Annotated in this window: 16 protein-coding genes; 10 read left to right on the top strand and 6 right to left on the bottom strand. The window is 53.3% G+C overall.

Translation table 11 applies throughout. The features are described 5' to 3' along the window. Window positions 1-82: 82 nt before the first annotated feature. From IV04_RS14135 to IV04_RS14100, 8 genes are read left to right on the top strand one after another with little or no spacing between them, the layout of a single operon-like run. The gene (locus IV04_RS14135; protein WP_037440935.1) at window positions 83-451 is read left to right on the top strand and encodes a hypothetical protein; all 369 of its coding nucleotides are present in this window, start codon (window positions 83-85) and stop codon (window positions 449-451) included. Continuing rightward, entirely contained in the window at window positions 451-822 is a 372-nt protein-coding gene (locus tag IV04_RS26785) for a hypothetical protein (RefSeq protein ID WP_235212863.1), read from the top strand. Before IV04_RS14135 ends, IV04_RS26785 begins: the two co-directional genes overlap by 1 nt. Beyond that, the gene (locus IV04_RS14125; protein ID WP_037440932.1) at window positions 819-1,103 is read left to right on the top strand and encodes an ANR family transcriptional regulator; all 285 of its coding nucleotides are present in this window, start codon (window positions 819-821) and stop codon (window positions 1,101-1,103) included. Before IV04_RS26785 ends, IV04_RS14125 begins: the two co-directional genes overlap by 4 nt. A gap of 1 nt (window position 1,104) precedes the next feature. Further along, window positions 1,105-1,335 (top strand): hypothetical protein, encoded by a 231-nt coding sequence (locus IV04_RS14120; protein WP_037440930.1) that lies wholly within the window; start codon window positions 1,105-1,107, stop codon window positions 1,333-1,335. 2 nt (window positions 1,336-1,337) lie between these two features. Continuing rightward, the gene (locus IV04_RS14115; RefSeq protein WP_037396616.1) at window positions 1,338-1,565 is read left to right on the top strand and encodes a hypothetical protein; all 228 of its coding nucleotides are present in this window, start codon (window positions 1,338-1,340) and stop codon (window positions 1,563-1,565) included. After that, window positions 1,562-1,783 (top strand): hypothetical protein, encoded by a 222-nt coding sequence (locus tag IV04_RS14110; RefSeq protein ID WP_037440928.1) that lies wholly within the window; start codon window positions 1,562-1,564, stop codon window positions 1,781-1,783. Before IV04_RS14115 ends, IV04_RS14110 begins: the two co-directional genes overlap by 4 nt. A 37-nt stretch (window positions 1,784-1,820) precedes the next feature. Further along, the gene (locus IV04_RS14105; protein ID WP_037440926.1) at window positions 1,821-2,063 is read left to right on the top strand and encodes an excisionase; all 243 of its coding nucleotides are present in this window, start codon (window positions 1,821-1,823) and stop codon (window positions 2,061-2,063) included. After that, window positions 2,047-3,171, top strand: a complete 1,125-nt coding sequence (locus tag IV04_RS14100; protein ID WP_037440924.1) for a site-specific integrase — start codon at window positions 2,047-2,049, stop codon at window positions 3,169-3,171. Before IV04_RS14105 ends, IV04_RS14100 begins: the two co-directional genes overlap by 17 nt. A gap of 125 nt (window positions 3,172-3,296) precedes the next feature. On the opposite strand, the gene ushA is transcribed toward IV04_RS14100, so the two are convergent. Continuing rightward, window positions 3,297-4,949, bottom strand: a complete 1,653-nt coding sequence (gene ushA, locus IV04_RS14095; protein ID WP_037440921.1) for a bifunctional UDP-sugar hydrolase/5'-nucleotidase UshA — start codon at window positions 4,947-4,949, stop codon at window positions 3,297-3,299. Between the two features lie 361 nt (window positions 4,950-5,310). Between ushA and IV04_RS14090 the strand changes: the two genes are divergently transcribed. Beyond that, window positions 5,311-6,531: an MFS transporter gene (locus IV04_RS14090; protein ID WP_037394529.1), complete on the top strand. Its 1,221-nt coding sequence runs from the start codon at window positions 5,311-5,313 to the stop codon at window positions 6,529-6,531. A 228-nt stretch (window positions 6,532-6,759) separates the two neighbouring features. Then, window positions 6,760-8,451, top strand: coding sequence for a YbaL family putative K(+) efflux transporter (ybaL, locus tag IV04_RS14085; protein ID WP_037394532.1), 1,692 nt, complete (start codon window positions 6,760-6,762; stop codon window positions 8,449-8,451). Window positions 8,452-8,499: 48 nt separating this feature from the next. Here the strand turns inward: ybaL and IV04_RS14080 are convergent, their stop codons facing one another. The 5 genes from IV04_RS14080 to adk all read right to left on the bottom strand — a co-directional run bounded on the left by IV04_RS14080 (window position 8,500) and on the right by adk (window position 14,096). Next, window positions 8,500-9,804, bottom strand: coding sequence for an inosine/guanosine kinase (locus IV04_RS14080; RefSeq protein ID WP_037394535.1), 1,305 nt, complete (start codon window positions 9,802-9,804; stop codon window positions 8,500-8,502). A gap of 64 nt (window positions 9,805-9,868) precedes the next feature. Further along, window positions 9,869-10,831, bottom strand: a complete 963-nt coding sequence (hemH, locus tag IV04_RS14075; protein WP_037394538.1) for a ferrochelatase — start codon at window positions 10,829-10,831, stop codon at window positions 9,869-9,871. 93 nt (window positions 10,832-10,924) lie between these two features. Further along, the gene (locus IV04_RS14070) at window positions 10,925-12,088 is read right to left on the bottom strand and encodes a glycerate kinase (protein WP_037394541.1); all 1,164 of its coding nucleotides are present in this window, start codon (window positions 12,086-12,088) and stop codon (window positions 10,925-10,927) included. A 124-nt stretch (window positions 12,089-12,212) separates the two neighbouring features. Beyond that, window positions 12,213-13,346, bottom strand: a complete 1,134-nt coding sequence (locus tag IV04_RS14065) for a sugar diacid recognition domain-containing protein (RefSeq protein WP_037394544.1) — start codon at window positions 13,344-13,346, stop codon at window positions 12,213-12,215. Window positions 13,347-13,451: 105 nt separating this feature from the next. Next, window positions 13,452-14,096, bottom strand: a complete 645-nt coding sequence (gene adk, locus IV04_RS14060; protein ID WP_037394547.1) for an adenylate kinase — start codon at window positions 14,094-14,096, stop codon at window positions 13,452-13,454. Between the last annotated feature and the right edge of the window lie 185 nt (window positions 14,097-14,281).

Below are 14,281 nucleotides of genomic sequence, written 5' to 3'. Positions count from 1 at the left end.
TAAGCAACTCAGAAATAAATTTAATAACAGCCATCAGGCTGAGGGATTCGCTCGGCCTAAACTCAGGAAAAGGTAATTAGCTATGTCAGAGAGAATTAACCTAATCGAAAGAAATAGACGCCGGATTATCACAGCCTATTTAGGTTTCTGCCAAGGCCATTATGGCGGTGGGTGGGCTGATATCGTTCTGCCGAAAAACAATGTAGTCCGTGTTTACGTAACGCAGAAAAGCCTTGAGCAATGCATGGTCAGCCTGATTGAGCATCCAGGCTATGAAGAATTTGGCCGGCAAGCTGGAAACACCCACATAACCACCCTTTATCACGGAATGCTGACTTGCAAGCACAAATTAACAGCCCTCGGCACCACGGTCATGGAAGAAATGATGAAAGCCGCTGTATCGGATGCATTGGAAAACCCAGGGAAATCGCCCCTGCAGGTGGTGCACTGATGGCAACTGACTCTCAAAAAGCACCATGCAACCTAGGCGCAATTGATGCTCTGGCAAAGATCAAAGATCTAGCTGAGGCCGCTTTATGCCTCACCGCAAACAGTACCGAACGAGGCGTACAGCTCGAACTTATCGGAGTTATCCATGACATCGCCAGCAACATAACGGAGGGGGGGGGGATCATGCAATTAACTGACGTTCAGTGCCGGGTGGAGCAAGCACAAGCAGTCATAGGTATCTGGCTGGAGACATGCACCGCCGAGGATAAAGAACTGATTAAGTTGGTCGGAGCGCTCAGCTCCCTCCTCGATGATGTGCCCGAAGCTATTGAAGGTTACATCAATAGCAAAGTCGCGGAGGGGACTAAATGAACTTAAGCCCCTACATGCTCAACGCGATCCAAGCGGCCAAATTCGAGAAGGCTGGACAGTTAGACCTTGCGGCCACGTTCTGGCGACAGGCCAGCGCAGTCGCCGTAAAGCTTGTTAATCGTGAATGGGCCGACCGCAGAGCTGACCGCTGTGATAAGCACCGCACATTGTCTGCACGCTATGAGGCATGGCGTCAGAAGGCCGCTGCCGAAAAAGAAGCGAAGAAGATGGCCGAGGCGCTCGGCAACCACATCAACAAGACCACCAGCGGGGTGCGGTGATATGGCAAAGGTCTACAACAGCAAGACGCCCAAAAGCCCGAGCAGCGCATTCCTGCAGTTGCACACCAAGGCCGGAGCTTTGGCAGAACGCAGCCTTTATCGTCGGGCCGCCGAGGTTTGGCGTGGAGGGCACACCTCAGCAGGACTCACAGAGCAAGAGCGTGATCTGTGTGTTCATAACGCCGATTTGTGTGCAGGGCAGGCGAAATACACTGGCAAACCGGAGAGTTAACCATGCCAAAGAGACGCAACAGCAAAACGCGCCAAGGTTTGTGCGGCGTGACCTTGGCGCAGGGTCACCGGCTGACCAGGGAGCCGGTTCATGAATACGCCAACGTTCAGCAGTCGGTGGCGGAGTACCGCACCAATGACGGCAATGTGCAGATGCCGCTGAATCGCAGCATGCGCCGCTATGCCAAGCACATTGGCATAAAGTTAAACCCGGTGGAGCCAAAGCAATGAAAATCGATTATCAGGATCATGGCGTTACCGCCAGCCTCACGACCACCAGCACGGTGTTTGAATTCCGTAAGCATAACCGGGTGGTCGATACCGCCCTCTTTCTGACCAGCGTTACGGCGGTGCACTCTGGTTTCTTCCGCATGAAAACCGTAATCAGTGGCAAAACGCCGATAGTGATGCGCGCTTACCGCGTTGTGCGGCAGGAGATGAAGCGATGAATAAGCTGGAGGCAGGGTTATCTCGTGGAGGTGTCGGATGTCTCGCACAATAAAGCTCACTGACTGGGCAAAGGAAGAGTTTGACGAGCCGGTGCCCAGTTACCCCACACTGATTAAGTTCGCTAAAAATGGCATGATATCGCCCCAGCCAGTCAAGGCTGGCAGGTACTGGCGAGTAGATAGAACGGCGCGATTTGTCGGTATGTCTGCCCGTCCAGTGGTTAAAAAAGATGATGATCCACGCTTGAGAAGGATACTTGAAGATGGCGCGGCCACGTAAGTACAACGTCACCATCCCTGGACTATCGTGCTACACCGACGCAAGAACCAAAAAGGTGTATTGGCGTTACAAGCACCCCGTAACAGGGAAGTTTCATGGCCTGGGTACCGATGAAGAGGCAGCGAGAACGATCGCCGCAGAGGCCAATTCTAGGCTGTCCGAACAGAAGATGAACCAATTACTTTTGGCTCGAGACAAGATCAGTCGAAGCTTGGGCGAAAGTATTTCGGTCAGCGGTTGGCTTGATCGTTACTGGAAAATTCAGGAAGAACGCCTGCAGCTTGGCGAAATCAAGCCTTCAACCGTGAACCAGAAAAAGAACCCGGTAAAGGTGATGCGTTCAGAAATTGGTAACAAGCAGCTCGCCGAAGTTAGCGTGCGAGATATCGCTGACATTCTGGAACCATACAAGGAGCGCGGGCAGGCTATCATGGCTCAAGTTGTACGCAGGGTGATTATTGATGTGTACAAGGAAGCGCAACACGCCGGGGAGGTTCCTCCTGGTTACAACCCTGCTCAGGCAACAAAGAACCCCAAGGCCAAGGTTCAACGTCAGCGTCTAGATCTGGATGAATGGCAATCCATTCTCGAAGCAGCGGCATTATTCCAACCTTATCTGCGTAGGTCTATGCTGCTGGCCATTGTTACCGGCCAACGTCTTTCAGATATCGCCAACATGAAATTTGCTGACGTTTGGGACGATCATTTGCATGTAGAACAGGAGAAAACAGGGGCACGCTTGGCTATCCCATTAAGCTTGCGGTGCAATGCAATAAACGTGAGCCTTCGTGAAGTCATAGCGGAATGCCGGGATCGGATTGTAAGCCCGTACTTACTTCACCACCACCATTCTATATCGACCGCAAAGAGGGGTGGCCAAATTGGCTATCAGAGCATTACGACAACATTTAGCAAGGCAAGAGATCGGTCCGGACTGAAATGGAGTAAGGGAACCCCGCCAACATTCCACGAACAGCGGTCACTCTCCGAACGCCTGTACCGCGATCAGGGTATCGATACGATGTCTTTACTGGGACATAAAAACCAGCAAATGACCGATAAATACAATGATGATAGGGGTAAAAATTGGACAGTTATCGCGGTGTGATAACGGTTATTTTTCGTACCGTTTTGCAGAAAAGTTTTGCAGGGGTTTTGCAGAAGAGTTTGTGTGAGTGGCGGAAACAGCGGTTTTCAGTCATATCACTGAAAGAAAACCGCCTTAAAATTTAATTAGTTATAAACAATCTCACCCTTAGGTTCAAACGCCGCCGCATCCAACGGTGAATGCTTCTCGATATACTGCTTCAGCACTTCTGCGTCAATAAAGCCGGTATTCACATAGCTCGGCAGAGTAGAAACCTTCGGATAACCATCACCACCCAACGCGTTAAAACTTAGCGTGGCCAAGCGATAGGTTTTATCTGCCTGCAGCGGTTCACCTTTGATTTTCACCTCACTGACGCCTTTACCGTCTGCCACCAGGCTGACGTTGGCAAGTTGGGCATAGGCACCGGAATCCACCTTCATATTCGCCACTGTCGCCAGATACTGCTGGACTTCGCTGCCTTTCATATCGACATAGGTCAGCGTATTGCCAAACGGCTGTACCTTGAGCACGTTTTTATAGGTGATCTCGCCCGCCTCGATCGAGTCCCGCACGCCTCCCCCGCTCATCACGGCAAAATCAGCGTTGGCTCTTTCGATTTGTGCAGCCAGCAGCACACGGGCCAAGTTGGTTTGCACAAAACGCACTTTGCTGCGATCCCCTTCCAGTTTGCCGTTAACACTGCCGATCTTCACGCCCAACTGTGCCTGGCCTTTTTCCTGGAACGGCGTCAGCAGCTTCATCATGCCTGGATCTTCGGCAATCGCCTGGGTGTAGTAGACACGTTCGCTGGTGCCATCGGCCTTCTCGACCTTCTTCTTTAGGTTGACCGGTATCAGTTGGTAATGCATCAGCTTCAGCTCGCCGTTGCGGAACTGGAAGTCGGCACGGCCCACGTACTTGCCCCATTCGTGCGCCTGCACAATCCAGGTACCGTTCTGACGATCCGGCGCGCACGGCGTTCCTGGCACATAATCCACCTGTTTGTGATTCTCACTGGCCATACAAACCGGATCCTGCGAATGGCCCCCCACAATCATATCGAGGTAACCGGCAGGCAGGCTGCGGGCCATTTCCACATCGCCCGGTGCGTTAGAACCGTGGTTGCCATCATCGTAGTGGCCCATATGGGTGGCGGCGATAATCACGTCCGGCTTTTCATCTTTGCGTAACTTCTCGACCACCCGTTTGGCTTCCTGCGCCGGAACGCGGAACTCAATATCGGTGAAATACTCCGGGTTGCCGATCTTGGCGGTGTCGTCGGTGGTCAAGCCAATTACCGCAATCTTGACCCCTTGCTTATCAAATAACGCATAGGGTTTGAATAAACGCTGCTGGGTGCTTTTCTGATAAATGTTGGCTGACAGCAGCGGGAAAGAGGCCCACTTTTCCTGCTGACGCAATACGCTGAGTGGGTTGTCAAATTCGTGGTTACCGATCGCCATTGCGTCGTAGCCAATCAATGTCATGCCACGGAAATCCGGTTCAGCATCCTGTAAGTCAGATTCCGGTACACCGGTATTAATGTCGCCACCGGACAACAGTAATACGCTGCCACCTTTGGCAGCCACTTCCTGACGAATGCTGTCCACCAGCGTTTTTTGCGCGCCTAAACCGTATTCACCGTGATCGTTTTGCCAGAAATGTCCATGATGATCGTTGGTGTGCAAGATGGTGATGTCGTAGGTTTTATCCTTTTCCCAGGCACTGGCCGCTCCCGCAAACAAAGTCAGGGACACGGCCAACGCACATGCGGTGGTTTTTAGTGAAAAACGCATGGCGGATCTCCATTGCTGATAACAGGTATTGTCGATGTGTGCAGAAGTGTAACGCGAATTATCAGCAAGCAATTTCAAATTTTTGTGACACAAGCTGGATTATGCCGGATAGGCTACCGACCAATCAGGCTGGAGGTATCGCCACGGTGGAATAACATCTATACCCAAAATAATTCGAGTTGCTTGTAGGCGGCAACTGAACGAATCCCTAGGAGCTTACTCAAGTAAGTGACTGGGGTGAGTGAAGGCAGCCAACACCCAAGCAACTTGAAGTATGACGGGTATAAGCAACAATATTTCATGAGCCAGATAAAGGGTATAAGATGACGACTTTGTATCCACTTATCAGGCTAATAATAATATGACTGACCGTAGCGAGGCCGCCCTGCCACCAGCCAGAAGCAGTGCGGTTAAAGGCACCGTTTTTTCGATTCTCGGTGCTATCAGCGTTTCTCACCTGCTCAATGATATGATTCAATCGCTGATCCTGGCGATTTACCCGATCCTGCGCGCCGATTTCAACCTCAGTTTTGTGCAAATCGGCATGATCACCCTGACCTATCAGCTCTCCGCATCGTTGCTGCAACCGCTGATTGGTTATTACACCGATAAACATCCGCAGCCCTACTCGCTCCCCGTCGGTATGGGGTTCACCCTTTCCGGCTTATTGCTGCTTTCGGTGGCGAATACTTTCCCGCTGGTGCTGTTGGCCGCAGCGCTGGTGGGCACCGGCTCTTCGGTTTTCCACCCGGAATCCTCACGGGTCGCGCGCATGGCCTCTGGCGGGCGGCACGGTCTGGCGCAATCCTTATTCCAGGTAGGCGGCAACTTCGGCAGCGCACTCGGCCCATTGCTGGCGGCTCTGGTGATCGCGCCATATGGCAAGGGCAATGTCGCCTGGTTTTCGCTCGCCGCCCTGCTGGCGATTGTGGTGTTGCTACAGGTCAGCAAATGGTATCAACAGCAGCACAGAGCCGCACAGAGCAGGCCCAAACCTGCGGTCCAGGGATTGGCGCTGCCTAAACGCACCGTGCTGTTCTCTCTAGGCATCCTGCTGGTACTGATTTTTTCCAAATATTTCTATCTCACCAGTATTACTAGCTATTACACCTTTTATCTGATGCATAAGTTCGGCATTTCGATACAGAATGCCCAGCTTCATCTGTTTGCCTTCCTGTTTGCCGTGGCTGCTGGAACCCTGATTGGTGGGCCTTTGGGTGACAAGATCGGGCGTAAATATGTGATTTGGGGCTCGATCCTTGGTGTGGCACCATTTACCCTGATTTTACCCTACGCATCTCTCTACTGGACCGGGGTTTTGACAGTGATTATCGGCCTGATTCTGGCTTCGGCGTTTTCGGCCATTCTGGTGTATGCGCAAGATCTTATTCCGGGGAAAGTGGGCATGGTTTCCGGGCTATTCTTCGGTTTTGCTTTCGGTATGGGCGGCGTAGGTGCGGCAGTTCTTGGTTATGTGGCCGATTTGACCAGTATCGAGCTGGTTTATCAAATCTGCGCTTTCCTGCCGTTAATCGGGATTGTCACTGCTTTTCTGCCAAATGTGAATCACAAAACGCATTAACCCTGGCAATAACCCGGTTGAAAATCATTTTCTTCCGGGTTAATCACCCTGTAAAACCGCATTATTTACCCTACCCAGCCTTAAAATAATCCATTTGGTACAAAAAATGTGAAATTCTCTGTTTTTTTACATTAATCGTAAAATTACCCCAACACGATCCCAGCAAATGCAATAAACTCTCTGTCTATTTTCGTCAAATGGCTGTGATGCGAACTAGAAGGAGTCTGGATGCATAACTCAACCCCCCTGATCACCACGATTGTCGGAGGATTAGTACTCGCCTTCCTCTTCGGAATGCTGGCAAACCGCCTGCGCATCTCCCCTCTGGTAGGGTATCTGGCTGCTGGCGTGCTCGCTGGCCCGTTTACTCCCGGTTTTGTTGCCGATATCTCTCTGGCACCCGAGCTGGCAGAAATCGGCGTGATCCTGCTGATGTTCGGTGTTGGCCTCCATTTCTCTCTGAAAGATCTTCTCGCGGTAAAATCTATCGCCATCCCCGGCGCTATTGCCCAGATAACCGTCGCCACTTTGCTGGGGATCGGGCTGTCGAAGCTGATGGGATGGGATCTGGTTTCCGGCCTGGTATTTGGCCTGTGTCTGTCTACCGCCAGTACCGTGGTGCTGCTGCGAGCGCTGGAGGAACGGCAACTGATTGACAGCCAGCGCGGGCAAATTGCCATCGGTTGGTTGATCGTCGAAGATTTAGCCATGGTGCTAACGCTGGTTCTGCTGCCAGCTTTCAGCAACATGATTAATAACGACAATGCCAGCACCACGAAGTTGCTCACCGAACTGGCGATCACCATCGGTAAGGTTATTGCCTTTATCGCGCTGATGATCGTGGTTGGCCGCCGGTTGGTGCCGTGGATCCTGGCCAGAACCGCCAGTACCGGTTCACGTGAGTTGTTTACGCTGGCGGTGCTGGCATTAGCACTGGGGATCGCTTACGGTGCCGTCGGCCTGTTTGATGTCTCATTTGCGCTGGGTGCCTTCTTTGCTGGCATGGTGTTGAACGAATCAGAACTGAGCCACCGGGCGGCACACGATACGCTACCGCTGCGCGACGCCTTCGCGGTGCTGTTCTTTGTCTCTGTCGGGATGCTGTTTGATCCGATGATTCTGCTGCATGAACCTTTAGCCGTGCTGGCCACGCTGGCGATCATCGTGTTTGGTAAGTCCCTGGCGGCATTCCTGCTGGTAAAAATGTTCGGCCATTCCAAGCGTACCGCGCTAACGATTTCTGCCAGCCTGGCGCAGATCGGTGAGTTTGCCTTTATTCTCGCCGGGCTGGGGATCACCTTGGGCATGATGGACCAGCACAGCCGCAATCTGGTGCTGGCCGGGGCGATTCTGTCAATTATGCTCAACCCGCTGCTGTTCACCCTGCTGGATCGCTATCTGGCGAAAACCGAAACTTTGGAAGACCAGATTCTGGAAGAGGCGGTAGAAGAAGAGAAGCAGATCCCGGTGGATATGTGTAACCATGCCCTGATCGTCGGTTCTGGTAACGTTGGTACCTTGCTGGGCGCCAAACTCGAACGGGCCGGTATCCCACTGGTGGTGGTTGAAAACTCACGCCCACGGGTCGAGGCTTTACGTGAACAAGGGGTTAAAGTGGTGCTGGGTAATGCAGCCAACCCAGAAGTGATGGAGCTGGCGCGCCTTGACTGCGCACGCTGGCTGCTGTTAACCATCCCCAACAGCTATGAAGCCGGTGAGATCGTGGCCTCTGCCCGCGCCAAGCGGCCTAACCTCGAGATCATTGTCCGAGCCCATTATGATGATGAAATCTCGTATCTTGCTGAACAGGGGGCGGATCAGGTGGTGATGGGCGAGCGCGAGATTGCCAACAGCATGCTGAATAATCTCAAGCTGGAGACGCTGTCGGAAGAAGAGAAAATGGGCGCTTGCCCAATCTAACGTTGATGTACCGGCAGGAGCGCTAAAACGGCGCTCCTGCTATTGCGGTTACCTTTCCCAGTAAGACTCTTCCAGACTATCTTCCCGTTCCGGCAAGCCGCGCGTCAGACGCGGTGAATGCTGGTTAAGCACCTGATAACTGACGCGGTTGGCATATTTGCACACCTGTGCCAAAGACGAATAGGTCAGATAACTGCGCACATGTTTGCTGGAGTTCGGTACGTTGTTGCGGTGATAACCATTGGCAGCAATGTCATGCAGCAAAGCCGACAGCGCAGCATCGCCAGCACCGTTGGTATTCATAATCTTTTCTGGGCCGCCCATGTAAGGAGCAATATGTGAATAGATACGCAATGGGTTTACGCAGTGGAGACGGCGCATGCCACGGCTGAATTCGTAACGGTTGAACTCGGCAATCTGACCAGGCAACAGCGGATGCTGGGTTTCACGCTTGTTGGCTTCTTCGGTATAGCCTGCCATATACAGGCCGCTTGGCCCAGCGGTACACAGCACCAAATCCACCCACTCTAATGCCATATCCGCAGCCATCAGCGGATCGCTCAGCCCGGTCAACTCCAGAGCTTCATCTTCGTTCATCGCCAGAATAGCAACGTGTTCGTTGAGAAAATCACGCCACCACTGCGGGTTGTCAGCGATCACATACTTGGTGCCCAGCGTCAGCACCACCGGCACATCGTACTTTTTGGCATATTCGATCGCCTGCATGGTGGCGGCAGGCATCGGTTCGCCCGGTTTGCAACGCACCAGATAAGAAGTCAACACCAGTGCAGAAGCCCCGGCAATCACCTCTTCAGGAATGCTCTCTGGGCGCAACTGGTTCATCTGCCCAGGGCTGATAGCGAAGGTGCGCTCACCGCTTTCACCAATCAGCGTAAAGCAGCGGCCAATCGCATTATCCACCGCTTGCAGGTAGTTGAGATCGGTACGGCTGGAAGTGTTACACAGATAGCGGTAGGCATAGCTGCCAATCTTGATATTGCTGCACATAACACCGAGCAGGATCGAACGATCGTCTGCCAGCACTGAATAATTGTGCAACGTGTTGCCGATCGTCCCACCGGCAAACTGATGAGTAATCAGGTTGTTGTCGATCAATTCCTGATACAGAGCTTCGGCAATCTCATCGTCGATCACCAGCGAATGGCCTACGCTCAGGCCATAACGTGCGACAAACGCGTCGTCCACTTTCGCTTCGATATCCACCAGGGTCTGATCGATACCGACGATATAAGAGGTGCCAATTTCATTTTCTGGCTGTGCCTGTTGCAGTAGCGGATCGCGAGCGTTAACCGGAAAATAGTGTTTGGATTTGCGTTTACCAGGAAATTTCATGTGAGTGGCAGAAGTGGCTGTGAACAGGCAGGAATATTAGCATATTCCCGCCACAATCTTGCTGTTAAAACCGCTGTGCCACCAGCTGCTGCATCATATCAATATGCGCGGGGTCGTCATTAAGCGCAGAGATATACTCGAATTTCTCACCGCCAGCCTGCAAGAAAATCTCCCGGTTCTGCTCTTTGATCTCTTCCAGCGTTTCTAAACAGTCAGCCGAAAAACCGGGGCAAATCAGTTGAATATGTTTCACCCCCTGCGCTGGCAACCCTTTCAGGGTTTCATCGGTGTAGGGCGTTAACCAGGGTTCACGGCCAAAGCGTGATTGATAAGTCAGCATCACCCGATCTGCAGCCAACGGCAGCGTAGCCGCCAGCGCCCGGTAGGTATCCTCACAACGCTGCGGGTAATCATCCCCCAAACTGGCATAACGCTTGGGAATACCGTGGAAAGACATGATCAGACGATCGGGCTGACCGTGTTCGGCAAAACAACTTTCAACGCTGTGCTGCAAAGCACGGATATAAGCGGGATGTTCAGCATAGTCACGGATAAAGCTAATCGATGGCAAACGGCGGTAACCTTTAAGCACCCGAGCCACGCCATCCCACACCGCCGCGCTAGTGGAGCAGGAATACTGTGGATAAAGCGGCAATACCACCAGATTGGTTACCCCTTGCGCCAACAGCTTATCGAGCGCCTGCGCCAGGCTCGGTGAACCATAGCTCATCCCCAACTCTATCGGCGTGTTCGGCATACGTTCCGCCAGCGCCTGCTGCTGACGGCGGCTGTAAACCAGCAAGGGTGAACCTTCATCCATCCAGACCGATTGATACAGCTTGGCCACGCGCGGCGAACGCAGCGGCAAAATGGCCCCGTTCAGAATCGGCCACCAAAGCAACGGCGAAAGATCAACCACACGGCTATCGCTGAGGAACTCTTTCAGATAGCGTTTCACCGCCTGCGGAGTCGGGGCATCAGGCGTACCCAGATTGACCAGCAATACCCCGTGTTTCTCTTGCTTCATTACAGGCCCCTTTTCCTGCCAGGCTAATACGTTGTTATTAACCGTGATTAATGGCGCCTATTGTAGCGGAAAAGTGCTTAGCCGGAACCGATATCAGCAAGAGGTGCTCCCCTGCTGCGCCAATTGCCAAACCGCAGCAACGTTGCGTGCGGTCACTTCCAGATTGCGAGCCGCACCCGCCAGCGCCTCTTCCAGCGTCATAATGCGATCCAGCACTGAGAAAGCGGCATCGATGCCGTGCTGATGTACCACCTGATAATCCGCCGCCAAGCTACCGGCGATGCCGATCACCGGCAACCGGTGGCGCTTTGCCACCCGCGCTACGCCGATCGGGGTTTTGCCGTGAATGGATTGGCTGTCGAGCCGCCCTTCGCCGGTGATCACCAGATCGGCATCGCGCAGCGCTGCTTCCAGTTGCAGCGTTTCAATGACGATCTCAATACCCGGTCGCAATTCTGCCGCCAGGAAGCCGATTAGTGCCGCCCCCATTCCCCCTGCCGCCCCGGCTCCCGGGGCATTCATTACCTGGCGCCCCGTGGCCTGCTCCAACAGCGTCCCGTAATGCTGCAGTGCCTGATCCAACTCCTGCACCATGGCTGGCGTCGCCCCTTTCTGTGGGCCAAAAACCGCCGAAGCGCCTTTTGCACCACACAACGGGTTATCCACATCGCAGGCCACCGTGATCTTGACCTGCTGTAAACGCGGATCTAACTGGCTGAGATCGAGATGGGCCAATTGTGCCAACGCGGCTCCCCCTGCAGGCAATGGCTGATGATTTTCATCCAGCAAGCGGGCTCCTAGCGCCTGCATCATGCCTGCGCCACCATCGTTGGTGGCACTGCCACCGATTCCCAGAATGATCGCTTTCGCCCCGCGATCCAGCGCCGCGAGGATTAACTCCCCGGTGCCGTAACTGGTGGTGAGGCGAGGATTACGTGCCTCGCCCACGGCCAGATGCAACCCAGAAGCGGCAGCCATCTCGATCACCGCCGTTTCCCCATCCCCCAGCCAACCATAAAACGCCTCTACCGGTTTACCCACAGGATCAGTCGCCCTGACCTTAACAATCTCACCGCTCGTGGCGGCTACCATCGAATCCACCGTGCCTTCGCCGCCATCAGCCATCGGTAGCAACACAGCCTGCACATCTGGGAATATCTGGCGAAAGCCACGCTCAATGGCCTGTGCCACTTCCAGCGCGCTCAGGCTTTCTTTAAACGAGTCTGGCGCGATCACGATTTTTTTCAGGATTGTCATTGCAGATTCCTCAGCCTACGAGATTGAATGACCGTTAACTTAACGCCAGTGCCACATTTTCGCCTGAGAGAAAACAACAAAAATAGCCGGTCAAAAAGGCTGGAAAATTGTGGGTTAATACAGTTCAGTCATTAATCAGCATACCGATATACAGCTGTAGGTTATCGCCTAAGTTATTAATTTTTAAACCTGTTATAGCTTCTATTTTTTGCAGGCGATAACGCAGCGTATTCACATGAATATGCAGTTGCAGTGCGGTTTGCGTCTGATCACAATTTTGGTAAAAATATTGGCGGAGCGTACTGCGCAGCACTCCCTTTTCGTCTTTTTCGCTCAACACCGCCCACGGCCTGGACAGTTCCTGCGCTCGCCAGCCCTCCCCCATGTCGCACAGCAGCGAAGGCAGCGGGTAGTCCTGATAGAACAACGTTTTATGCCGCAGCTTCAACCTGCGTGCCATCACCTGGGTTGCCCGCGCGGTCAGGCTCGAACGCTGTAATCCTTCCAGCCCGGCGAAATAGCCACCGATAATCAATCTGACGTTGAAGCGCCCTTGCAGTTGGTTCAACAACTGCTGCGCCTGACGGCGTTCCTGCTTGAGACTCCATTCCCCTCGCTGCAGCATGGCAGGCCGCAAAAGCACCAGCTCATTGAAACGCGTCATAGAGATCAAGGCACCGTGCTGGGTGCTTTCCAATTCGGCAAACAGCTCGCGTAATAATTGCGGCGGCTGGTCGTGGTGTTCGACAATCCAGACAATGCGTGGTTGCTGCAGATCTAGCCCCAGATAGGCCGCCATCGCCTCCAGCGAACCGGGCTCCGCTTGCGGCTGCAGCAGTTGATCCGCCAGTTCCTCACGGTAGCGTTTCTCCCACTGATTTTGATCCAACAATGCCGCCTGCTCTACCATCATTTCAGCGGCCATTTTCACCAGTTCAGCGTAGGCACGGACTTCCTGCGGTTCCCCCGAAATCCCGATCACCCCAACGTATTGCTGGCGAAAACTAAACGGCAGGTTGATGCCGGGCTTAACCCCTTTCAGATGAGCCGCTGTCGCAGTATCTATTTCTACAACCCGATTTTCCGTCAGCGCCAACAGTGCACCTTCGTGGCGCTGATACAACCGTGCCGGATCGCCCGAGGCAATAATCACCCCGTTATTGTCCATCACGTTGACCGAATGGTGAATAATGCCCATCGCGCGTTGCACAATCTGTCGGGCTGTGGCCTCTTCCAGAAAACTTGTCTGCCTGAGCATGCGTCTTTTCCTGTCAGCTAAATAGGGTGGTTCGGTAAACGCGCCAGCAAAGGGAAAAAAAACGCCGGGCGTCAGGCCCGGCGTTCGGTACAGCAACAAAACCGATCAGCCCAGAATGTTCGCCAGCTCAGCGCTCACTTCCGTCACTTTACGTGTGCCATCGATTTTATGGTAAGCGGTATTGCCCGCATCAGCTTCTTTACGATAGTAAGACACCAATGGTGCCGTCATCTGATGGTATTCCACCAGGCGCTTACGCACGGTCTCTTCCTGATCGTCTTTACGGGTGGTCAGCTCTTCGCCAGTGGCGTCGTCTTTCCCTTCCACCTTCGGCGGGTTGAATCTAATGTGATACACGCGGCCAGAAGGGGCATGCACACGGCGACCAACGATGCGATCAACGATCAATTCGTCCGGTACGTCGAACTCCAGCACATAATCCACTTTGATCCCGGCTTCTTTCATGGCATCAGCCTGCGGAATAGTGCGCGGAAAACCGTCCAGCAAGAAGCCGTTACGGCAGTCTTCCTGAGTGATGCGCTCTTTAACCAGCGCAATGACCAGTTCATCGGTAACCAGCTTGCCGGCATCCATGATCTCTTTCGCCTGCTTGCCCAGTTCAGTACCGGCCTTCACGGCTGCGCGCAACATGTCACCCGTAGAGATTTGCGGAATACCGTATTTCTCCATGATGAATTGAGCCTGAGTACCTTTACCAGCGCCCGGAGCGCCCAGCAGAATGATACGCATTGCGTAAATCCCCTTGCTATGTAGTTTTTATAAAGTTGCGAAAACACTCAACCATACCATTTACCGGGGTGCTGGCTCAAGGTTGGTACAAGAGATCAATGGCGGAAAAAGCCCGCTGAAACGAGGCAATTAGCGAAGAGAGAAAAAATACGCCCCTCACCGCTGGGTGAGGAGCGCGGGTGGGA

This window comes from Serratia sp. Ag1, assembly GCF_000743355.1.
GTDB lineage: Bacteria > Pseudomonadota > Gammaproteobacteria > Enterobacterales > Enterobacteriaceae > Chania.
This window is presented reverse-complemented; position numbering and strand designations above follow the sequence as displayed.

Excerpts from the sequence above, each read along its gene's own strand:
- IV04_RS14135 (WP_037440935.1), top strand. The coding sequence starts at position 83 with ATGTCAGAGAGAATTAACCTAATCGAAAGAAATAGACGCCGGATTATC.
- IV04_RS14100 (WP_037440924.1), top strand. The coding sequence starts at position 2,047 with ATGGCGCGGCCACGTAAGTACAACGTCACCATCCCTGGACTATCGTGC.
- IV04_RS14115 (WP_037396616.1), top strand. The coding sequence starts at position 1,338 with ATGCCAAAGAGACGCAACAGCAAAACGCGCCAAGGTTTGTGCGGCGTG.
- IV04_RS14120 (WP_037440930.1), top strand. The coding sequence starts at position 1,105 with ATGGCAAAGGTCTACAACAGCAAGACGCCCAAAAGCCCGAGCAGCGCA.
- ybaL (WP_037394532.1), top strand. The coding sequence starts at position 6,760 with ATGCATAACTCAACCCCCCTGATCACCACGATTGTCGGAGGATTAGTA.
- IV04_RS14125 (WP_037440932.1), top strand. The coding sequence starts at position 819 with ATGAACTTAAGCCCCTACATGCTCAACGCGATCCAAGCGGCCAAATTC.
- adk (WP_037394547.1), bottom strand. The coding sequence starts at position 14,096 with ATGCGTATCATTCTGCTGGGCGCTCCGGGCGCTGGTAAAGGTACTCAG.
- IV04_RS14070 (WP_037394541.1), bottom strand. The coding sequence starts at position 12,088 with ATGACAATCCTGAAAAAAATCGTGATCGCGCCAGACTCGTTTAAAGAA.
- IV04_RS14090 (WP_037394529.1), top strand. The coding sequence starts at position 5,311 with ATGACTGACCGTAGCGAGGCCGCCCTGCCACCAGCCAGAAGCAGTGCG.
- hemH (WP_037394538.1), bottom strand. The coding sequence starts at position 10,831 with ATGAAGCAAGAGAAACACGGGGTATTGCTGGTCAATCTGGGTACGCCT.
- IV04_RS14065 (WP_037394544.1), bottom strand. The coding sequence starts at position 13,346 with ATGCTCAGGCAGACAAGTTTTCTGGAAGAGGCCACAGCCCGACAGATT.
- IV04_RS14105 (WP_037440926.1), top strand. The coding sequence starts at position 1,821 with ATGTCTCGCACAATAAAGCTCACTGACTGGGCAAAGGAAGAGTTTGAC.
- ushA (WP_037440921.1), bottom strand. The coding sequence starts at position 4,949 with ATGCGTTTTTCACTAAAAACCACCGCATGTGCGTTGGCCGTGTCCCTG.
- IV04_RS26785 (WP_235212863.1), top strand. The coding sequence starts at position 451 with ATGGCAACTGACTCTCAAAAAGCACCATGCAACCTAGGCGCAATTGAT.
- IV04_RS14080 (WP_037394535.1), bottom strand. The coding sequence starts at position 9,804 with ATGAAATTTCCTGGTAAACGCAAATCCAAACACTATTTTCCGGTTAAC.
- IV04_RS14110 (WP_037440928.1), top strand. The coding sequence starts at position 1,562 with ATGAAAATCGATTATCAGGATCATGGCGTTACCGCCAGCCTCACGACC.